Below are 21,053 nucleotides of genomic sequence, written 5' to 3' on the forward strand. Positions count from 1 at the left end.
TGGGCCATGCCAGTTTTACAGGTACTGGAAAACCAAAATGAACCCCAAGCAGAAACTCAGAGCCCTGGCCGATGCGCGCCGCGGCGTCATCGTGCCCGGCGCCTTCAATGCCCTATCGGCCCGCCTCGTTGCCGACCTGGGCTTCGAAGCCATTTACGTGACCGGCGCCGGCGTGACCAATATGTGGTTCGGCATGCCCGACCAGGGCTTCATGGGCCTGACCGACATCGCCGACCACACGGCCCGCATCCGCGACGCGGTGGAAGTGCCACTGCTGGTGGATGCCGATACCGGCTTCGGCAATGCCGTCAACACCTACCATGCCGTACGCACGCTGGAGCGCGCCGGCGCCGACTGCATCCAGCTCGAGGATCAGGTCAGCCCCAAGCGCTGCGGCCACTTCAACGGCAAGGACGTGATCGAGACCGGCGAGATGCTGGGCAAGATCCGGGCCGCCGTGGATGCGCGCCGCGACGAAGGCACCCTCATCATGGCCCGCACCGATGCGGCGGCCGTCCATGGCTTCGAAGCCGCCATCGAGCGCGCCCAGGCCTTCCAGGAAGCCGGCGCCGACATCCTGTTCGTCGAGGCCGTGACCCGGGCCGAGGAAGTGCGCGCCCTGCCGCAGCGGCTCCAGGCGCCCCAGCTCATGAACATGGTGATCGGCGGCAAGACGCCCATCTTCAATGCCGACGAGCTGGGCCAGTTGGGCTTCGGCTTCGTGCTCTACGCCAACGCGGCCCTGCAGGGCGCCGTGGCCGGCATGCAGAAGTGCCTGACGCTGCTGCGCGACGAGCACAAGGTCGACGAAGACCCGGCCATCGTCGCCCCCTTCCTCGAGCGCCAGCGCCTGGTGAACAAGGACTTCTGGGACGCGCTGGAGCAGAAATACAAATAAAGTCACGACCTGCGCAAACCAGGTTCAGGCAAAAGCTTCGACTCAGGGCTGCAGACCTTGGTACATGCTTGTTTGCGCAAGTCCTATAAGCACTCCTGAAATTCCAATCAAAAAAGCTGCTATCGCTTATCCATCAAGCGCCAGCAGCTATTGATTTTTAAAGGAAACCCAAAAACAGGTGCTGCCCATCAACCCGGCAAAACCCGCCTGCCCGTTGGTTAAGATCAAAAGCCTGCGCTGCATACCGCGCGCCACTACTGCACAACGGATTTTTGGCCAATGATCACCGGCACCATCAAATCGCAAATCGACCGCATCTGGGACGCCTTCTGGAGTGGCGGCATCTCCAACCCCATGGAGGTGATCGAGCAACTCACCTACCTGCTGTTCATCAAGCGGCTCGATGACATCCAGACCCTGAAAGAAAAAAAGGCCAACCGCACCGGCCAGCCCATTGAATCGCCCATCTTCACGCCCGAGCAGCGCCAGTTGCGCTGGTCGGTGTTCAAGGACCTGGGCGACGCCAGCGCCATCTACCGCACCGTGGGCGAGCAGGTCTTTCCCTTTATCCGCAACCTGGGCGGTACGGGTGAAAACTCCACCTACGCCCGGCATATGAAGGATGCGCGCTTCACCATCCCCACGCCCGCGCTGCTGGCCAAGGTGGTGGACATGGTAGCCGGCATCCCTATGGACGACCGCGACACCAAGGGCGATCTGTACGAGTACATGCTCGGCAAAATCGCCACCGCAGGGCAAAACGGCCAGTTCCGCACGCCGCGCCACATCATCCAGCTGATGGTGGACATGATGGCCCCGCAGCCCGGCGACACCATCTGCGACCCCGCCTGCGGCAGCGCAGGCTTTCTGGTCGCTGCGGCCGAATACCTACACAAGCACCACCAGCAAACCATTTACGCCGACACGGCCAGCACCCGGCAGTTCAACGAAGCCACCTTTTTTGGCTTTGACTTTGACAGCACCATGCTGCGCATTGGCTCCATGAACATGCTGCTGCACGGCATTGAAAACCCACAAATTGAAAACCGTGACTCGCTGAGCGAACACCACGCCGGGGTGGAAGACAAGTTCAGCCTGATCCTGGCCAACCCACCGTTTGCCGGCAGCCTGGACTACGAGGCCACGGCCAAAGACCTGCAGGCCATGGTCAAAACCAAAAAGACCGAGCTGCTGTTTTTGGCCCTGTTCCTGCGCATTATGAAAAACGGTGGCCGCGCTGCCGTCATCGTGCCTGACGGGGTGCTGTTTGGCAGCAGCAAGGCCCACAAGACGCTGCGCCAGATGCTGGTGGAAGACCACAAACTCGACGGCATTGTCTCCATGCCCTCGGGCGTGTTCAAGCCCTATGCAGGCGTGTCTACCGCCATCCTTTTATTCACCAAAACCAGCAGCGGCGGCACCGACAAGGTCTGGTTCTACGACATGCAGGCCGACGGCTTTAGCCTGGACGACAAGCGCAACCCCCTCCCCAACGAGCACGCCACCAACAACCTGCCCGATGTGCTGATGCGCTGGCAGCAACGCACGGGCAACGAAACCACGCGTTTTCGCACCGAGCAAAGCTTTTGCGTGCCCAAAGCTGAAATTGCCGCCAATGGCTATGACCTCAGCATCAACCGCTACAAGGAAGTGGTGCATGAAGTCGTGGAATATGAATCACCTTCCACTATTCTGGCCGATTTAAAAGAGCTGGAAGCGGAGATTATGGCGGGGATGGTGGAGCTGGAAGGGATGTTGAAGTAATGCATCTCGCAGATATCGCACAACTGAACCCCAAGCTCAACAAATCAACCATTCAAGAAAAATCATTGGCATCGTTTGTTCCCATGGCATGCGTGTCAGAGGTCAGCGGCTCCATTATTTCTGAAGAAGAACGTGAAATTGAAGCCATTTCAAAGGGGTTTACTTATTTTCAAAACGGCGACATTTTGGTCGCAAAAATAACACCTTGCTTTGAGAATGGAAAAATTGCTTTAGCTCATGTAAAGCATGAGCACGCATTTGGCTCTACCGAATTTCACGTCATTCGACCTGATGCAACCAAGGTCGATGGCAGATATTTATTCCACTTTCTTCGTCAACCCAGAATTCGCATAGAAGGCGAAAAGAGGATGACAGGTAGCGGTGGGCAACGCCGAGTTCCCAAGAGCTTTCTTGAGGAATTAGAAATATCACTACCTTCGTTGCCCGAGCAACGCCGCATCGCTGCCATTCTAGATAAGGCCGAAGCCCTGCGCAGCAAGCGCCGCAAAGCCATCGCCAAGCTCGACCAACTCTTGCAGTCAGTGTTTTTGGAGATGTTTGGGGATCCTGTAACCAATTCAAAAAATTGGCCACTCAAATCCTTTTTAGAAGTGGGCCAATGGAAAAGTGGTGCAACACCAAGCAAGAGTAATTCAGACTATTGGATTGGTTCATACCCATGGGTAAGCCCAAAAGACATGAAGGTAGATCATATCGATGATTCTCAGGATCATCTAAATGAAGAAGTTTTCGCTAAAACGTCATTAAAAAAAATAGATCCCAATCACATTTTAATTGTTGTAAGAGGAATGATTCTCGCCCACTCTTTCCCAGTGGCGATCAACAATGTTTCCATTGCCATTAATCAGGATATGAAAGCAATTGAACCAAATTCCGACTTCAGCTCAAAGTATTTAATTTCGTGCATCAAATCACTTAAGCAGCGGTTTTTGTCCGTTGTTTCGTCTGCCGGGCACGGAACCAAACGACTTGATTTAAGAGATGCGGCAGAAATTTCAATTCCAATGCCTGACATCTCTTTGCAGAAAAAATTTGATGATATTTACGATAAAGTTAAAATTCAGAAGAAAAACTTAATCCAACAAGAAACCAAATTACAAGAGTTCATTTCTTCAATTCAATATAAGTACTTTCAATAGAATAAATGTCCAACTTCCAGTTCCTCTCCCCCGAGTTCCGCACCCTGCAAGAGCCCGCCGCCGGGGCCGAGCAACTGGTGCATGTGGACCCGCGCGCCGCCTGTATGCGTGCGCGCCATGCGCTGGAGCAAGTGGTGCTCTGGCTGTATGACAACGACAGCAGCTTGCGCCTGCCCGTGCATGACACGGCGCTGAACACGCTGATGAACCAGATCGAGTTCCGGCGACTGGTGCCGCCCTATGTGCTGGACAAGATGCATTTGCTGCGCCAGGCCGGTAATGTGGCGGTGCATGGCGGCAAGCAACTGGTACAGCGCAGCGATGCCATGGCGCTGGTGCAAGAGCTGTTTCACACCCTGTTCTGGCTGGCGCGCACCTATACGCGCACCAGCGACCCCAAGCAGATGCATGCCGACTGGGACAGCCAGCAGGTGCCGCTGCTAGTCAACGCCGAGCAGGCAGCGGCGGAGTTTGCCCAGGTCACCAAGGCCGAACTCAAAAAGCAGGAAGCGCAGTTTCAGGCACTGATTGAGCAGCAGCGCCGCGAGCTGGAAGCGCGTGAAGCCCAACTCAGCGCCCAAGCGGCCACACAGGCCGAGCGCGAGGCCTTGCTGGCCCAGCTGGATGCTGAACTGGCCCACCGCCAGGCCGAACTGGCAACGGCCAAGGCAGCGGCCATTGCCGTGCCGGACGAGCATGACTACAACGAGGCCGAAACCCGCAAGCGCCTGATTGATGTGCAGCTGCGTGAGGCAGGCTGGACATTCCAGGCCGCCGGTGCCCCGCCGAGCGACAAGACACCCTACAACGCCAGCGTGGAAGTACCCGTGCCTGGCATGCCCAACCAGGCCGGCGAAGGTTTTGCCGACTATGTGCTGTGGAGCGCAGACGGCAAGCCGGCTGCCGTGGTGGAGGCCAAGCGGAGCCTGAAAGATGCCGAAGTGGGCCGCCAGCAGGCCAAGCTGTATGCCGATGGATTGCAAGCGCAATACGGCCAGCGCCCGCTGATTTTTTACACCAACGGCCACCGCACCTATCTATGGGACGATGAGCGCTACCCGCCGCGCGAGGTGCAGGGCTTTTACACCCAGGCCGAGCTGGCCCTGGCCATAGAGCGCCGCCATTCGCGCCAGCCGCTGGCGGCGCAAAACATCAAGCCCGAGATTGTGGAGCGCGGCTACCAGCACCGCGCGATCCGGTCGATTACCGAAGCTTTTACCCAGGGCCAGCGCCGCGCCCTGCTGACCATGGCCACGGGCACGGGCAAAACCCGTGTGGCGGTGGCGCTGGCCGATGTGCTGATGCGTGCCAACTGGGCCAAGCGTGTTTTGTTTCTGGCCGACCGGGTGTCGCTGGTCAATCAGGCCACGAACAAGGGCTTCAAACCGCTGCTGGCCGATGCCAGCCCCGTGAACCTGCTGCACGACAAGAACGGCCAGGGCCGTGTGTACCTGAGCACCTACCCGACCATGATGGGACTGATTGACCAGATCAAGGACGACGGCACGCGCCAGTTTGGCGTGGGGCATTTTGATCTGGTGATCATTGATGAGGCGCACCGCAGCGTCTATCAAAAGTACGGCGCCATCTTCAAATACTTTGACAGCCTGCTGGTGGGGTTGACGGCCACCCCGCGCGACGAGGTGGACCGCGACACCTACCACCTGTTTGGCCTGCAAACCGGCGTGCCCACCGATGCCTATGGCATGAATGAGGCGGTGACCCAGGGCTATCTGGTACCACCCAAGTCGTTTTCCGTGCCTTTGAAGTTTGTGCGCCAGGGAATCCAATATGCGCAACTGAGTGCCGAGGAAAAGGAACACTGGGAATCCATCGACTGGGGCGACGATGGTCCGCCCGAAGAGGTGGGCGCCGGTGAGATCAACAAGTTCCTGTTCAACGAAGACACGGTGGACAAGATGCTCAAGCACCTGATGGAGCACGGCCTGAAGGTGGACGGCGGCGACCGGCTGGGCAAGACCATCATCTTTGCGGTGAACCAGAAGCATGCCGACTTTATTGCCAAGCGCTTTGACCACCACTACCCGCACCTCAAGGGCAGTTTTGCCCAGGTCATCACCCATGCATCCAGCTATGCGCAGACGCTGATTGACGATTTCAGCAAGAGCGCCAGCGCGCCGCATATCGCCATTTCGGTGGACATGCTGGACACCGGCATTGACGTGCCCGAGGTGCTGAACCTGGTGTTCTTCAAGGCCGTGCGCTCCAAGGTGAAGTTCCTGCAGATGATTGGCCGGGGCACGCGCTTATGTGAAAACCTGTTGGGCCCCGATCAGCACAAGAGCGAGTTCTACATCTTTGATTACTGCCAGAACTTTGAGTACTTCAACGAAAGCCCGGCTGGGGCCAGCGGCAGCGTTGCCGAGCCGCTGGGCAAGCGATTGTTCAAGGCCCGGCTGGATTTGCTGACGCTGCTGCGCACGCCAGCAGCCCACGCGGCTGCGGCGCATACCGCGCAGGAAAAGCCACCCGCCTACGCCAATAACGCCGATCTGCAAACCGCGCTGACCGATGAGCTGCATGCCGAGGTGGCGGCCATGAACCAAGACAATTTCATCGTGCGTACCGAAATGGACCACGTGCAGCGCTTTGCCGAGCGCGAGCGCTGGGGTCAGCTCGACGAAGCCGATGTAGGCCAGTTGCGCAACCATGTGGCGGGCCTGCCCAGCCAGCGCGAAAGCGATCACATCACGGCCCGCTTGTTTGACTTGCAGTGCGTGAACCTGCAACTGGCTTTGCTGAACAAGGAAAAGCGCTTTGGCAAGCTGCGCGAGCAAGTGATTGAAATCGCCAGCCGCCTGGAAGCCCTGGCCAATGTGCCTGCGGTGCAGGCCGAAATGGCCTTGCTGCAAGAGGTGCAGACCGAGGGCTACTGGGTGGGCATCACCGCCCCCATTATCGAACACCTGCGCCGCCACTTGCGCGGGCTGATCAAGTTCATTGAAAAGCAGGCCGCCAGCACGATCTACACCGCACTCGATGACCAGATTGGCGAGGCCACCGAGGTCACGCTCCAGGATTTCAGCACCGGCATCAACATGGTGCAGTACCGCAAAAAGGTGGAAGCCTTTATCCGGGCCAACGCCCACCACGTGGCGATTGCCAAGCTGCGCCTGAACAAGCCGCTGACTGCGACCGACCTGAGCGAGCTGGAGCGCTTTGTCTACGAAGCGCCCGAGGTGGAGGGCCGCGAGCGCTTTGCGCAAAGCTATGGCGACAAGCCGCTGCCGCAGTTCATCCGCTCACTAGTGGGCATGGACCGCGCAGCGGCCCAGCAGGCGTTTGCCCGCTTTCTGGACGGCAGCCGCTACAGCAGCCAGCAGATCCGGTTTGTGGAGATGATAATCGAGAGGCTGACCGCCCATGGCGAAGTCAGCGTGAGCCAGCTGTACGACCCACCTTTCACCGCCGTTCACCACGAAGGGCTGGACGGCGCATTTGGGCCGCAGGATGCCAATGCGTTAGCCGAAACCATCCATGAAATGCAGCGGCTGGTGGCCTGACCGCTAGCTGCGTTCTTCTCTTTTTCCGAGGTTTCGATGCTCAATGCCTACCGCCAGCTGTTTGCCGTACCCGGCACGGCCGGTTTCGTGCTGGCCGGCCTGGTGGCCCGCCTGCCCTTGTCGATGACGGGTATCGGCCTGATCACCATGCTGTCGCAGCAGCGCAGCGCCTATACGCTGGCTGGCGCCGTGGCGGCCTGCTTCGCGCTGTCGATTGCGCTGCTGGCGCCGCGCATCTCGGCCCTGGTGGACCGCCATGGCCAGCGCAAGGTGCTGCCCGTTGCCGCGGCCACCAGCGCCAGTGCCATGTTTGCGCTGCTGGCCTGCGCCCACTGGCAGGGGCCGGACTGGCTGTTGCTGCTGCTGGCCGCGCTGGTGGGCAGCCTGCCCAGCATGCCGGCCATGGTGCGCGCGCGCTGGACGGTGCTGTACCGCGGCATGCCCCAGTTGCAGACCGCCTATGCGCTGGAGGCCGTGCTCGACGACCTGTGCTTCATCGTCGGCCCGCCGCTGTCCGTGGGCCTGAGCATGGCGCTGTTTCCCGAGGCCGGCCCCATGGCCGCGGCCCTGCTGCTGCTCGCGGGCGTGGCCCTGTTCGTGCTGCAGCACCGCACGGAACCGCCGGTGACCGTCCATGACAGCCAGGTACGCCAGAGCGCGCTGGTGCGCCACCAGCGCGTGGTACGCACGCTGGCACTGTTCATGCTGGCGCAAGGCGTCATCGTGGGCACCATCGACGTGGCGGCCGTGGCCTTTGCCACGCAGCAGGGCCGGCCGGCCATGGCCAGCGTGGTGCTGTCCTTCTATGCGCTGGGCTCCTGCGTGATGGGACTGGTGTTCGGTGCGCTGCGGCTCAAGGCGCCGCTGAGCCGCCAGATCGTCTGGGTGGGCGCCTCGGTGGCCATCACGGCCGTGCCGCTGCTGCTGGCCGACAACCTCACGGCGCTGAACCTCGCCGTGCTGCTGGCCGGCATCACCTTCGGCCCCACGATCACCGTGGCCATGGGCCTGGTGGAGCAGCAGGTCGCGGCCAGCCGCCTGACCGAGGGCATGACCTGGCTGCTGACCGGCCTGGCCATGGGCGTGGCCCTGGGCGCTGCGGCGGCCGGCTGGGTGACCGACCACCTGGGCGCGCAGATGTCCTTCGTCGTGGCGCTGCTGGCCGGAGCCGCCATGTGGGCCTGGGGCGCCCAGGCCGAACGGCTGGCCCGCGGCACGGCGCCGGTGGAGCCCGCCGCCTGCATGGGCTGACCGGGCTTAGCCCGCGGGAGAGGGATTCAATGCGGAACGCGGCGCCAGCCGCGCCTCGCGGATGGGCAGATGGATCAGGGCCGCGCCCACGGCCAGCAGGATGTCGATGATCCATACGATGTCGAAGTTGCCCGTGGCCTCGAACACCTTGCCGCCCAGCCAGGCGCCCAGGAAGCCGCCGATCTGGTGCACCAGCATCACCAGCCCGAACAGCATGGCCATGTGGCGGGTGCCGAAGAACTTGGCGACCAGCCCCACCGTGGGCGGCACGGTGGACAGAAAAGTCAGGCCCATCACCGCGGCAAAGACCAGGGCCACGGCGCCGGTCTTGGGTACCAGCATGAAGACCAGCACGGCCAGTGCGCGCGTGGCATAGACCAGCGAGAGCAGCGATTTCATGCGCCAGCGCCCCACGGCCCAGCCCATGGCCAGGCTGCCCACGATGTTGAACAGCCCCAGCATGGCCAGCGCCCAGGCACCGAACTGCACGGGCAGGCCGCAGCTTTCGATCACGCCCGGCAGGTGCGTGCCCAGGAATGCCACATGGAAGCCGCAGACGAAAAAGCCCACGCACAGCAGCACATAGCTGCGATTGGCCAGCGCCTGGGCGATCACGGCGCGGCTGCCCGGGTTTTCCGGGGCGCCGGATACCGCCGAATCCCGGGCCGCCACCACGGCTTGGGGCTTGCCCTTGAGCACGAAGATGGCCGGCAGAGCCAGCAGCACCAGTCCGCCCAGCACCTGCAGCGCATTGCCCCAGCCCAGCCCCACCATCAGCGCACCGGCCAGCGGCGTGATCAGGAACTGTCCCGCAGAGCCGCCCGCATTGACGATGCCCGTGGCCATCCCCCGGTAGCGCTCGGGAATCAGCCGTGCCGTGGCGCCCATCAGCACCGCCGGCCCGGCCATGCCGGCGCCGCCGGCGGACAGCAGGCCCACCGAGAAGATCAGCCCCGGCGTGCTGGTCATGTAGGGGGTGAGGAACGAGCCCAGGGCCACCAGCAGCACGCCGGCGAGCAGCACGCGGCCCGCACCGATGCGGTCTGCCATGGCGCCGGCAAAGGGCTGGGTCAGCCCCCACCACAGCTGGCCGAAGGCAAAGGCCAGGCTGATCTGCGCCAGGCCCAGGTGGGTGGCGCTGTTCAGGGGGCTGACGAACAGTCCCATGCTCTGGCGGCTGCCCATGGTCAGGGCAAAGGTGGAGACCGCCGCCAGCAGCACGAGCCATACGCTCCACTGGCGGCCGTGCTGCGCGCGGCCGGTCCGATCCTCATGCATGGTGCTCTCCTTCGGCGGTACGGTGGTCGGGGCAGTCCCGGGGGCCGTCGTCTTCCAGCAGCTGCAGCGCATCGTCGATCAGCGCATGCAGCGCCGCCACGCGCTCGACACCCAGCTGCGCATTGAGCTGCTGCTGTGCCTGGCGCCAGCCGCTCTGGGCCTGGGCGCGCTTTTCGCGCCCGGCATCGGTGATCCGGATCAGGCGGCTGCGCGCATCGGCGCCCGGCGCCATTTCCAGCCAGCCCGCGGCCACCAGGGGCTTGAGGTTGCGAGTCAGCGTGGAGGCATCCATGGTCATGGCGCGCGCCAGGTCCACGGGCCGGACCGGCCCGCGGTGCAGCACCTGGGACAGCAGCGAATACTGCGTGGTCTTGAGCCCGGCCCGTGCCAGTTGCGCGTCGTAGTGCTGCGACACGCGGCGCAGCAGCTGGCGCAGCTTGAAATTGGTGCATCCCTGCGGTTGCGGGATCGGCTTGCTCTCCATGGTTTCTCTCCAGCCAGCCCTTGGGCTGTGTGATGGCGATTGCGCTTGAGCAATCATTGTATCTACAATACTTGCATATGCAACACCAAGGAGGCGGCATGGATACCGCAGTCAAGGCACAGGAGCCATCGTTCATTTCTTCCACCGACTGGGACGCGCACAAGGCCCGGGTCGTGGACCGCATGCTGGCCGGCGGCGGCCGGCCCGGCGTGGCCGCGCCCGCCCAGGTTCAGGGCAGGAGCGGCCTGGAGCTGATGCAGGCCATGCTGGCCGGCGAGCTGCCCTATCCGCCTATCGCCGACACGCTGGATTTTGCGCTGATCGAGGTCGCCCACGGCAAGGCCGTGTTCCAGGGCACGCCCCAGCGCAGGCACTACAACCCCATGGGCACCGTGCATGGCGGCTGGTTCGCCACGCTGCTGGATTCGGCCCTGGGCTGCGCCGTGCACACCACGCTGCCCGCAGGCATGGCCTACACCACGGCGGAGCTGGGCGTGAACATCGTGCGCGCGGCCCGCGAGGACACCGGTGCCCTGCGCGCCATAGGCCAGGTGGTGCACAGCGGCCGGCAGCTGGCCACGGCCGAGGCCCGCATCGTGGGCCCCGACGGCAAGCTCTACGCCCACGCCACCACCACCTGCCTGGTGTTTGCAGCCCGGGCCTGAGGCAACACCCGGGAAAATCCCGTCGAAACGGCGGCTGACGCTTATCTACAAAGCGCCAGCCGCTATTTTTTTCGAATATTCAACCTTGCATCACTGGTGCAACAGTTTCAGGAAATGCTGGGCCGGATGGCTCAGCGGCCGGTCGCGCCGCACCAGGCTGCCATAGGCCTCGAGCGTCCGCCCGAAGCGGTAGGGAAGAACCTGCAGCAGACCGTGGACCTGGTTGTCCCGCGCCACGGTCTGCGGAATGACGGCCAGCATATCGGAATGCCGCACCAGGTTCATCGAGGTCAGGATGGAGCCGGTCTCGATCACATCGCGCGGCAGCGGCTGGCGGTGGGCATGGAACTCCTGGTCGATCAGCGCGCGCATGGGGCTGCCGCGCGGCTGCATCACCCAGCCGTAGTCCAGCAGCTGGGCAAACGACAGCGGCTCGGCCCGCGCCAGCGGATGGTCGTTTCCGGCCACGATGCACAGCGCCTCGTCGTCGCTGGCGCGGAACTCGTATTCGTCGCCGTCCTCGCCGGTCAGCCGGCCCACCACCACTTCCAGCACGCCCTCGCGCAGCTGGGACAGCAGCCGATCGCTGGTGTCCACGGCCACCTCCATGGACAGCATGGGCCACTGCGCGCGCAGGGCCAGCAGCGCCTGGGTGAGCCGGCCCGGCGAGGCCGCCATGATGCTGCCCACGGCCAGCCGCCCGGCACTGCCGCGGCGCAGTTCCACCAGTTCGCGGTTGAGCGCTTCCATGCCGCCGCGAAAGTTCTGGAAATAGCGGGTCACCCGCTCGCCCGCCGCATTGAGCTTGAGGCCGCGGCCCACGCGCTCGAACAGCGGCAGGCCCAGCGCATCCTCCAGATCATGCAGCATCTTGGTCGCCGCCGGCTGGGTCAGTCCCAGCCCGGCTGCCGCCCCGCGCAAGGTGCCCTGCTCGTCGATGGCCAGGATCAGCGCCACCTGCCGCATGCGCAGGCGGTTGAGCAGCTGGGGCGTGCTGTCCTGCCGGTCTATGGAGCCCATGCCGTCCTCTCCAAATGATTCCTGTGGGTTATCAAAATATCATGATATTTCAATATACACATATCAATAGCCTCCCTAGGATGGCAGCCACAACAACGATTCCAGGAGACATTCCCCATGCTGCGACGCACCCTGCTGGCTGGCGCTGCCCTCTGTTCATTGCTGCCCCGACTGGGGCAGGCTCAGGCCCCTGCGGCTGACTGGCCCACGCGCCCCGTGCGCCTGCTGGTGGGCTCGGCTCCCGGCGGCGGCACCGATGCCATGGCCCGCGCCGTGGCCGACCGGCTGGGACCGCTGCTCAAGCAACCGGTGATCGTCGAAAACCGCCCCGGCGTCTCCAACACGCTGGCCGTGGACATGACGGCCAAAGCCACGGACGGCCACACCATGGTCATGGGCGTGGTCACGGCCCATGCCATCGCGCCGCATCTGCTCAAGCTCGGCTACGACAACAACAGGGACCTGGTGCCCGTGGCCTTTGTGGGCTCCGTGCCCAATGTGCTGGTCGTCAGCAACAGCGTGCCCGCCAAGACCGTGCAGGAACTCGTGGCCCTGGCCAGGAAGGAGCCCGGCCGCATCAACTACGCCAGCAGCGGCACCGGCAGCACCCAGCACATCGCGGCCGAGATGTTCAAGGACGCGGCCGGCATCCAGATCACCCATGTGCCCTACAAGGGCAGCGCCACGGCGCTGGTGGACCTGGTCAGCGGCCAGGTGCAGATGAGCTTCGACACCATGCCCTCGGTGCTGGGCCAGATCAAGAGCGGCAAGCTGCGGCCGCTGGCCGTCACCTCCGCCCAGCGCAACCCGCAGCTGCCCCAGGTGCCGACCATGGCGGAAGCCGGGCTGCCCGCCGTGGAAATCGGCGCCTGGTACGGCATCTACATGCCGGCCACCACCCCCAAGGCCGTGCAGCAGAAGGTGCATGACGAGGTCAACAAGGTCATCGCCATGCCGGAAACCAAAACCCGCCTGGAAGCCGTGGGCGCCGAGCTGCGCCCCATGCCCCAGGCCGATTTCGAGGCCTTCCATATGGCCGAGTACCAGCGCTTTGGCGAAATCATCCGCAAGAACCACATCAAGATCGATTGAGCCATGGCTGCATCCACCACACCCGTTGTCGCCCTGACCCTGGGCGATCCTTCCGGCATCGGCTCCGAACTGATCGCGCGCCTGCTGGCCAGGCCCGAGGCTGTGCAGCAGGCCAATCTGGTGCTCATCGGCGATCCCTGGCTGTGGGAGCAGGGCCAGCGCATCGCAGGCGTGCAGGTGGCCACCGCCCCCCTGGCCGATCTGGCTGCCGTGCGCGGTCGCAGCGATACGCGGCTGCCGGCCTTTGTCGCCGTCGACACCGTCGCCCCGTCCGACGTGGTGCAGGGCCAGGTGGGCGCAGCCGGCGGCCGCTCGGTGCTGCAGGTGCTCAACCGGTGCATGGATGCCGCCCTGGCCGGCGAGATCGATGCCATCTGCTTCGCACCGCTGAACAAGCAGGCCATGAAGATGGGCGGCCTGCGCCATGAGGACGAGCTGCACCACTTCGCCGAGTACCTGGGCGTGACCGGCTACTTCTGCGAGTTCAACACCCTCGGCAATCTGTGGACGTCGCGCATCTCCTCGCATGTGCCGCTCAAGGACGTGGCCCGCTACCTGAGCCGGGAGCGCATCACCCAGGCCGCCGAGCTGATCTACCACGCACTGCGCGCCAGCGGCATCGCCAGCCCGAAGGTGGCGATCGCCGGCTTCAATCCGCACAACGGCGACGGCGGTACCTGCGGCCGCGAGGAGATCGACATCATCGAGCCCGCCGTGCAGGCCCTGCACGCGCGCCCGTGGCCCACGCCCGACCCCTTCCACGGCCCGTTCCCGGCCGACACCATCTTCCTGAAGGCCCAGGCCGGCGAGTACCAGGCCATCGTCACCATGTACCACGACCAGGGCCAGATCGCGATCAAGCTGCTGGGCTTCTCGCGCGGCGTCACGGTGCAGGGCGGCCTGCCGATTCCCATCACCACGCCGGCCCATGGCACGGCCTACGACATCGCCGGCCAGGGCAAGGCCAGCGTGGAAGCCACCTGGCAGGCCCTGCTGATCGCCTGCCGCATGGGTACCGCCCAGCGCGCCAGCCAGGCGGCCGCAGCCGCCTGAACCATTTTCCGGGCGGCCCGGACCGCCTCTCTTTTCACTTTTTTTCTACCGAGGTCTTTATGAAGATCAAGTCCGTCCGCGCCCGCGTCTACGAATGGAAGGGCAAGACCGTTCCGCCTCAGGGCAACTTCTGCTCCAACGCCATGGACCTCGTCTACTCCAAGACCGAGACCATGAGCACCTTCCGCTTCCACTCGTGGACCGTGGTCGAGATCGAGACCGACGACGGCATCGTCGGCCTGGGCAACGTGGCCCTGGCGCCCAAGATCGCCAAGGCCATCATCGACGAGTACTTGGCGCCGCTGGTCATCGGCCAGGACCCGTGGGACTACGAATACCTGTGGCAGCGCATGTACCGCAGCACCCATGCCTGGGGCCGCAAGGGCGTGACCATGGCCGCCATCTCGGCCGTGGACCTGGCGATCTGGGACATCCTGGGCAAGAGCGTGAACAAGCCCGTGTTCAAGCTGCTGGGCGGCCGCACCAAGGAAAAGATCCCCTGCTACTACAGCAAGCTCTACCGCACCGACATCCAGGAGATGCAGGACGAGGCGCAGAAATTCCTCGACCAGGGCTTCACCATGTTCAAGTCGCGCTTCGGCTACGGCCCGGCGCACGGCACCCAGGGCGTGAAGGAGAACCTCAAGGCCGTGGAGGCGCTGCGCGAGGTGATCGGCTACGACAACGACCTGATGCTCGAGTGCTACATGGGCTGGAACCTGGAGTACGCCAAGCGCATGCTGCCCAAGCTGGAGAAGTTCCAGCCGCGCTGGGTCGAGGAGCCGGTGATCGCCGACGACATCGATGGCTACGCCGAGCTGAACCAGCTCACCAGTATCCCGATCTCGGGCGGCGAGCACGAATTTTCACTCTACGGCTTCAAGCAGCTGCTCGAGCGCAAGGCCGTCAGCGTGGTGCAGTACGACACCAACCGCGTCGGCGGCATCACCGCCGCGCACAAGATCAACGCGCTGTGCGAGAGCTACAGCGTGCCCGTGGTGCCGCACGCCGGCCAGATGCACAACTACCACCTGACCATGAGCTCCATGGCCTCGCCGATGAGCGAGTACTTCCCGATGTTCGACGTCGAGGTGGGCAACGAGCTGTTCTATTACATCTTCGACGGCGAGCCGGTGGCCGAGAACGGCTTCCTGCAGCTCGACGACAACACCCCCGGCCTGGGCCTGACGCTCAAGACCGAGTTCCTCGACCAGTTCAACATCATCGAGTGAGCCAAGGAGCAAGCACCATGCCTGGACTCTCCAACCCGCGCTACCGGGGCATTTTCCCGGTCGTGCCCACCACCTTCCACGAGGACGGCACGCTGGACCTGGCCAGCCAGAAGCGCTGCCTCGACTTCATGATCGACTCGGGCGTCGACGGCCTGTGCATCCTGGCCAACTTCTCCGAGCAGTTCCTGGTTTCGGACGAGGAGCGCGAGGTGCTCACGCGCACCGCGCTGGAGCACGTGGCCGGCCGCGTGCCGGTGATCGTGACCACCACGCACACCAGTACCAAGGTCTGCGCCGAGCGCAGCCGCCGCGCGCAGGACATGGGCGCCGCCATGGTGATGGTCATGCCGCCCTACCACGGCGCCACCTTCCGCTTCGGCGAGGCGGCCATCCAGTCGTTCTACCAGGGCGTGTCCGACGCGATAACCATCCCCATCATGATCCAGGACGCGCCGGCCGCCGGCACGCTGCTGTCCACGCCCTTCCTGGCCAGGCTGGCCAAGGAAGTCGAGCAGGTCAGCTATTTCAAAATGGAGACCGCGGGCGCGGCCGGCAAGCTGCGCGAGCTGATCGCGCTGGGCGGCGAGGCCATCGAAGGCCCGTGGGACGGCGAGGAAGCCATCACGCTGCTGGCCGACCTGGAGGCCGGCGCGACCGGCGCGATGACCGGCGGCGGCTTCGCCGACGGCATCCGCCCCATCATCGAGGCGCACCGCGCCGGCGACAAGGACAAAGCCTTTGCCGAGTACCAGCGCTGGCTGCCGCTGATCAACCACGAGAACCGCCAGGCGGGCTTCCTGGCCGCCAAGGCGCTGATGAAGGAAGGCGGCGTGATCGCCTGCGACGCGCCGCGCGCCCCCTGGCCGCCCATGCACCCCGAGGTGCGCCGCCAGCTGCTGGACATCGCGCGCCGGCTCGATCCGCTGGTGCTGCGCTGGGGGCGTTGAAACGCCAGGACGTCCGGCCGCCTGTGCGGATCAGCGCATTTCCATCTCCACGGCTTCCTGTGGCAGGCCCCGGCCAAGCACGAAAACCTCGTAGCGGGCCTGCTCGCCCTCCTCGCTCCAGGTCTCGGGGCCGACAACCTGCATATTGCCATGCAGGTTCGCCCCTTCGCGCAGCACGCCTGCATCGGTCTGCTCGGCCAGCACAAAGCAGCCGTCGCCAGTGCGCAGGGCCACGCGGCCCGAAGAGGGTTTGAATGCGATCACAGCGCCTCGATCCTGCATGGGCTCACTCCTGCTCTACCTGGCAACCAGTCCAGGCAGGCACGGTGGCCGCCACGCGCCCCGTGGAATCCGCCAAAGCCATCCATGCATGGAACAATGGCAGAGCTCCACGGCGCAGCCCGGCGCAAAACTCCGGTAGCCTTGGGCAGTCCCTACATTCCCACTACCTGTTCCCCATGCTTTTTCTCTTGTTCAAACTCCTGCATCTGCTGGCCGTCATCATCTGGGTGGGCGGCATGTTTTTCGCCCACTTCTTTCTGCGCCCTGCCGCCCAGGAGCTGCAGCCTGCCGAGCGCGTGACGCTGATGCACGGCGTGCTCAAGCGCTTTTTTGCCATGGTGCTGGTGCTGGTCGTCGTGGTGCTGGCCTCGGGCGTGGGCATGATAGGCAGCATCCATGCGATGGCGGCGCAGGCGGGCTCCAAGTTCTCCATGCCGGCATCCTGGATCGTCATGAGCGTTCTGGGCCTGGCGATGATGGCCGTGTTCGGCCATATCCGCTTCGCGCTGTTCAAGCGCCTGGACAAGGCCGTGCAGGCCAGGGACTGGCCGGCCGGCGGCAAGGCCCTGGCCGGCATACGCCAGTGGGTGAGCTTCAACCTGGCGCTGGGCCTGGTGATCGTGGTGATGCTGCGCCTGCCGCTGTAAACCGCTGCGCCTGCCCTGCACCCGCCCGGCCTTCGCAAGAAAGCCGGGCTTTTTGCTGCCTGGATTTCAAGACATATCGGCTTCCGCCCCAAAACGATAAAGCGTTAGCAGCTACATTTTCAAGAGCAATTGACTGAAGGAACCCTGCACGCAGCAATATTTTTGTCGCGCACCGCAGCCATGGCTGTGCAATTGATCAATAATTGCCCCCGCAATCATTGACCAGACAATTATTGCCATAGCAAAAGCACCATGAGCCGCAGCACCATCATCGATTACGCAGACGAATCCACGCACTTCTACCAGGCCGGCGAATACTCGCCCCAGCAGAGCGTGGGCTTTCTCATGCGCCGCGTCATCAGCTCCATCCTGCAGGCGGCCGATGCACAGCTGGCCGACCAGGGCCTGACCTATGTGCAGTGGCTGCCGCTGTACAAGCTGCTGCTGTGCCAGGAAAACACAACCAATGCCACGCTGGCCAAGGACCTGGGCATGGATCCCGCCTCGGTCACGCGCGCGCTGGACCGCATCGAGGCCAAGGGCCTGCTGCGCCGCGAGCGCTCCACCACCGACCGCCGCGTGGTGCACCTGGTGCTGACCGAGGAAGGCCGCCGCGTGGCGGTGGAAGTGCCCAAGGTCCTGTCCAAGGTTCTCAACGGCCATCTGGCCGGCTTCAGTCACCAGGAATGCGAGCTTCTGCTGTCCATGCTGCAGCGCATGCTGGTCAACGGCGATGCCCTGCGCGAGACGCTGGCCGCACCGCCGCCCGCCGACGAGGGGCCGCCCGGCACATGAGCTGCCTCGCAGCCGCCTGAATACAGGCCATCACCGCCTTTCCGTCCAAAAACCTTCACATAACTAGACAGCAGGCACCTGACATGCCCATTTTTCAACGCTCTTCCATCACTGCGGCGGCAGCGCTTTGCGCCGCCCTGGTCCTGGCCGGCTGCGCCTCGCAGGGACCGGCCCATGCACCGCTGGCCCAGCTCGGCGCCGGCGACCTGGGCCTCGCGCCCGCAGAGGCCGGCGCCAGCGACAGCAGCGCCACCGACCTTCTGGCCCTGGCCACACCCGAATGGTGGAAAGGCCTGGGCGATCCGCAACTGGACCAGTTGATCGCGCAGGCCTTGCAGGGCAGCCCCAGCCTTGCGGCCAGCAATGCCCGCTTCGAGAAAGCTGCCGCGCTGGCCACGGCCAGCAGCACGGCCACCGACATCCACGGCACGCTGAGTGCCGACGCCACGCGCCAGCGCTACAGCGCCAACGGCCTGGTGCCGCCGCCCGTGGCCGGCCATGTCTACAACAGCAGCAATCTCCAGGCCGGCCTGTCCTGGTCGCCCGATTTCTTCGGCAAGCACTCGGCCGACCTCGAAGCCGCCCTGGGCCAGGCCCGTGCCGCCAGGGCCGACAGCGCCGCGGCCGCCAACCAGCTTGCGGCCCAGGTGGCGCGCAGCTATATCGCCCTGGCCCGGCTGATCGCCCAGCGCGAGGTGGCCGAGCGCACGCTGGCCCAGCGCCAGGCCCTGCTCGCCTTAAGCCAGCAGCGCACCCAGGCGGGCCTGGACAGCCAGGTCGAACTGACCCAGGCCCAGGCCGGCCTGCCCGATGCCGGCACGCAGATCGAGATGCTGGACGAGCAGATCACGCTGGCGCGCCGCACCATCGCCGTGCTCTGCGCCCAGGCACCCGACGCCCAGCAGGCGCTGGCACCACGCCTGTCGGCCCTGTCCGTGCAGGCGGTGCCGGACACGCTGGGGGCCAACCTGCTGGGCCGCCGCCCCGACGTGGTGGCCGCCCGCTGGCGCGTGGAAGCCGCGAGCCGCGGCATCGACAGCGCCAGGGCCGACTTCTACCCGGACGTCAACCTCACGGCCTTTGTCGGCCTGTCGGCCCTGGGCTTCGACAACCTGTTCAAGGGCAGCTCGCGCCAGCTCGGCGTCACGCCCGCGCTGCGCCTGCCCATCTTCGAAGGCAAGCGCCTGCGTGCCCAGTTGCGCGGCAGGCAGGCCGACCTGGATGCGGCCATCGCCCAATACAACGGCACCGTGCTTGATGCGGTCAAGCAGGCGGGCGACGCGATTGCCTCGGTGCAGTCGCTCGAGCGCCAGCAAAAGCTGCAGGCCGATTCGCTGGCCAAGGCCGAGCGCAGCTACGACTTTGCCGTGCAGCGCTACCGGGCCGGCCTGGGTTCGCAGATCACCGTGCTCAACAGCGAAAGCCAGCTGATCAACCAGCGCCGCCTGGCCGTGGACCTGCAGGCGCGCGAACTCGATACGCGCGTGGCGCTGATGGCCGCCCTGGGCGGCGGCTGGCAGGACGACACCGCCAGCGTGCAGGCCCGCGACCAGTAAGCCTGCAATCCCCTTTTGCGTTTGCACACCAGATTGACGAAAACAGAGCGCCCAAAATCATGACCGACAACACCAAGCCTCAAAACGCCCCTGCCGCCGCACCTGCCGCACCCGCTGCCCCTGCCGCAGCCTCTCCCACCGCCAACCCCAGCGGCCGCCGCAAGGGCCTGACCATCGTGGCCGCCGCCGTGGCCGTGGCCGCCATCGCCTGGGGCGGCTGGCACTGGATGGTGGCGCGCAATTACCAGAGCACCGACAACGCCTATGTGGCCGGCAACGTGGTGCAGATCACGCCGCAGGTGGGCGGCACGGTGACCCGCATCGGTGCCGACGATACCGACTACGTCAAGGCCGGCCAGGTGCTGGTGCAGCTGGACCCCGCCGACTACCTGGTGTCGCTGGCTCAGGCCGAGTCGCAGCTGGCCCAGACCGCGCGCCAGACCCGTACCCTGTATGCCAACAACGCGCCGCTGGCCGCCCAGGTGGCCCAGCGCGAAGCCGACCTGCTGCGCCTGAAGGCCGATGCCGCCAAGGCCGCCGACGATGTGGAACGCCGCCGCCCGCTGACCGTCACCGGCGCCGTGGGCAAGGAAGAGTTCGACCATGCCAGGGCCGTGGCCACGGCGGCCGGCAATGCCGTGGTGGCCGCCGAAGCCGCGGTGCGTGCCGCCAAGGCCCAGCTGACGGCCGCCGAAGCCCAGACCAAGGGCACGACGGCACAGGACTTCCCGGCCGTGATGGCCGCCGCCGCCAAGGTGCGCGAAGCCTATCTGGCGCTGCAGCGCACGCGCCTGGTCTCGCCCGTGGACGGCTATGTGGCCAAGCGCGGCGTGCAGCTGGGCCAGCGCGTGGCCGCGGGCTCGCCCCTGATGACCGTGGTGGACTTGCATGACCTGTGGGTCGATGCCAACTTCAAGGAAAGCCAGCTGGCCAATCTGCGCATCGGCCAGAAGGCCGAGCTGACGGCCGACGTCTACGGCGACAAGGCCACCTATGAAGGCAAGGTCGTGGGCCTGGGCGCCGGCACCGGCGCGGCCTTCTCGCTGCTGCCCGCGCAGAACGCCACCGGCAACTGGATCAAGGTGGTGCAGCGCGTGCCCGTGCGCATCAGCCTCTCGCCCGAAGCCCTGGCCAAGCACCCGCTGCGCGTGGGCCTGTCCATGGACGTGAAGGTGGACATCCGCGACCAGGAAGGCGGCGCGCTGGCCCATGCGCCGCGCACCGCGCCCGTGGCGCAGACCACGGTGTATGACGGCACGCTGAGCCAGGCCGAGGACCGCATCCAGCGCATCATCGCCGGCGAGACCGTGCCGGCCCTGACCACGCTGGACGCCGTCACCGCGCCCCCGGCCTCCCCGGCTGCCACCCCTGCGGCCGCCGGCCAGCAGGCCAAGTAAGCGAAGCC

The 21,053-nt window shown here is 64.8% G+C and carries 18 protein-coding genes; 14 read left to right on the forward strand and 4 right to left on the reverse strand.

Annotation, left to right across the window (positions count from 1 at the left end; all coding sequences use genetic code 11):
* The first annotated feature begins 37 nt into the window (after window positions 1–37).
* The 5 genes from Cte04_RS00115 to Cte04_RS00135 all read left to right on the forward strand — a co-directional run bounded on the left by Cte04_RS00115 (window position 38) and on the right by Cte04_RS00135 (window position 8,597).
* Window positions 38–898, forward strand: a complete 861-nt coding sequence (locus Cte04_RS00115) for an isocitrate lyase/PEP mutase family protein (RefSeq protein ID WP_066469770.1) — start codon at window positions 38–40, stop codon at window positions 896–898.
* Between the two features lie 279 nt (window positions 899–1,177).
* Complete coding sequence (locus Cte04_RS00120; protein ID WP_066469779.1) at window positions 1,178–2,662, forward strand: type I restriction-modification system subunit M; 1,485 nt, start codon at window positions 1,178–1,180, stop codon at window positions 2,660–2,662.
* Window positions 2,662–3,822, forward strand: coding sequence for a restriction endonuclease subunit S (locus Cte04_RS00125; RefSeq protein ID WP_083526411.1), 1,161 nt, complete (start codon window positions 2,662–2,664; stop codon window positions 3,820–3,822). The genes Cte04_RS00120 and Cte04_RS00125 overlap by 1 nt, the downstream gene beginning before the upstream one ends.
* A gap of 5 nt (window positions 3,823–3,827) precedes the next feature.
* Window positions 3,828–7,346 carry a DEAD/DEAH box helicase family protein gene (locus tag Cte04_RS00130; protein WP_066469780.1) on the forward strand — a complete coding sequence of 1,173 codons (3,519 nt, stop codon included), beginning with the start codon at window positions 3,828–3,830 and terminating at the stop codon, window positions 7,344–7,346.
* A gap of 36 nt (window positions 7,347–7,382) precedes the next feature.
* Window positions 7,383–8,597, forward strand: a complete 1,215-nt coding sequence (locus Cte04_RS00135) for an MFS transporter (protein ID WP_066469781.1) — start codon at window positions 7,383–7,385, stop codon at window positions 8,595–8,597.
* Between the two features lie 6 nt (window positions 8,598–8,603).
* On the opposite strand, the gene Cte04_RS00140 is transcribed toward Cte04_RS00135, so the two are convergent.
* Both Cte04_RS00140 and Cte04_RS00145 read right to left on the reverse strand, forming a co-directional pair.
* Window positions 8,604–9,875, reverse strand: coding sequence for an MFS transporter (locus Cte04_RS00140; RefSeq protein ID WP_066469782.1), 1,272 nt, complete (start codon window positions 9,873–9,875; stop codon window positions 8,604–8,606).
* Window positions 9,868–10,359, reverse strand: a complete 492-nt coding sequence (locus Cte04_RS00145; RefSeq protein WP_066469788.1) for a MarR family winged helix-turn-helix transcriptional regulator — start codon at window positions 10,357–10,359, stop codon at window positions 9,868–9,870. Before Cte04_RS00145 ends, Cte04_RS00140 begins: the two co-directional genes overlap by 8 nt.
* 182 nt (window positions 10,360–10,541) lie before the next feature.
* On the opposite strand from Cte04_RS00145, the gene Cte04_RS00150 reads away from it, so the two are divergent.
* Entirely contained in the window at window positions 10,542–11,024 is a 483-nt protein-coding gene (locus tag Cte04_RS00150) for a PaaI family thioesterase (RefSeq protein ID WP_245633271.1), read from the forward strand.
* A 90-nt stretch (window positions 11,025–11,114) separates the two neighbouring features.
* Here the strand turns inward: Cte04_RS00150 and Cte04_RS00155 are convergent, their stop codons facing one another.
* Complete coding sequence (locus Cte04_RS00155; protein WP_066469792.1) at window positions 11,115–12,044, reverse strand: LysR family transcriptional regulator; 930 nt, start codon at window positions 12,042–12,044, stop codon at window positions 11,115–11,117.
* A gap of 117 nt (window positions 12,045–12,161) precedes the next feature.
* On the opposite strand from Cte04_RS00155, the gene Cte04_RS00160 reads away from it, so the two are divergent.
* The 4 genes from Cte04_RS00160 to Cte04_RS00175 are packed head-to-tail and all read left to right on the forward strand — an operon-like array spanning window position 12,162 to window position 16,368.
* Window positions 12,162–13,136, forward strand: a complete 975-nt coding sequence (locus Cte04_RS00160; protein ID WP_066469795.1) for a Bug family tripartite tricarboxylate transporter substrate binding protein — start codon at window positions 12,162–12,164, stop codon at window positions 13,134–13,136.
* Between the two features lie 3 nt (window positions 13,137–13,139).
* Window positions 13,140–14,189 (forward strand): 4-hydroxythreonine-4-phosphate dehydrogenase PdxA, encoded by a 1,050-nt coding sequence (locus tag Cte04_RS00165; RefSeq protein ID WP_066469797.1) that lies wholly within the window; start codon window positions 13,140–13,142, stop codon window positions 14,187–14,189.
* A 59-nt stretch (window positions 14,190–14,248) separates the two neighbouring features.
* Window positions 14,249–15,421, forward strand: a complete 1,173-nt coding sequence (locus tag Cte04_RS00170) for an L-rhamnonate dehydratase (RefSeq protein WP_066469798.1) — start codon at window positions 14,249–14,251, stop codon at window positions 15,419–15,421.
* A gap of 17 nt (window positions 15,422–15,438) precedes the next feature.
* The gene (locus tag Cte04_RS00175) at window positions 15,439–16,368 is read left to right on the forward strand and encodes a dihydrodipicolinate synthase family protein (RefSeq protein ID WP_066469800.1); all 930 of its coding nucleotides are present in this window, start codon (window positions 15,439–15,441) and stop codon (window positions 16,366–16,368) included.
* 30 nt (window positions 16,369–16,398) lie between these two features.
* Here the strand turns inward: Cte04_RS00175 and Cte04_RS00180 are convergent, their stop codons facing one another.
* On the reverse strand, window positions 16,399–16,632 hold the full coding sequence (locus Cte04_RS00180; RefSeq protein WP_245633240.1) for a hypothetical protein: 234 nt from the start codon (window positions 16,630–16,632) through the stop codon (window positions 16,399–16,401).
* A gap of 194 nt (window positions 16,633–16,826) precedes the next feature.
* On the opposite strand from Cte04_RS00180, the gene Cte04_RS00185 reads away from it, so the two are divergent.
* From Cte04_RS00185 to Cte04_RS00200, 4 genes are all read left to right on the forward strand, one after another.
* A complete protein-coding gene (locus Cte04_RS00185; protein ID WP_066469805.1) occupies window positions 16,827–17,297 on the forward strand; it encodes a CopD family protein in 471 nt (156 codons plus the stop codon).
* Window positions 17,298–17,549: 252 nt separating this feature from the next.
* A complete protein-coding gene (locus Cte04_RS00190) occupies window positions 17,550–18,092 on the forward strand; it encodes a MarR family winged helix-turn-helix transcriptional regulator (RefSeq protein ID WP_066469807.1) in 543 nt (180 codons plus the stop codon).
* A gap of 83 nt (window positions 18,093–18,175) precedes the next feature.
* Complete coding sequence (locus tag Cte04_RS00195) at window positions 18,176–19,648, forward strand: efflux transporter outer membrane subunit (protein WP_066469809.1); 1,473 nt, start codon at window positions 18,176–18,178, stop codon at window positions 19,646–19,648.
* A gap of 59 nt (window positions 19,649–19,707) precedes the next feature.
* Window positions 19,708–21,045, forward strand: coding sequence for an HlyD family secretion protein (locus Cte04_RS00200; RefSeq protein ID WP_066469820.1), 1,338 nt, complete (start codon window positions 19,708–19,710; stop codon window positions 21,043–21,045).
* The last annotated feature ends 8 nt before the right edge of the window (window positions 21,046–21,053 follow it).

Origin of the sequence: Comamonas terrae (genome assembly GCF_001544075.1) — a bacterium.
Taxonomy (GTDB): domain Bacteria; phylum Pseudomonadota; class Gammaproteobacteria; order Burkholderiales; family Burkholderiaceae_C; genus Comamonas; species Comamonas terrae.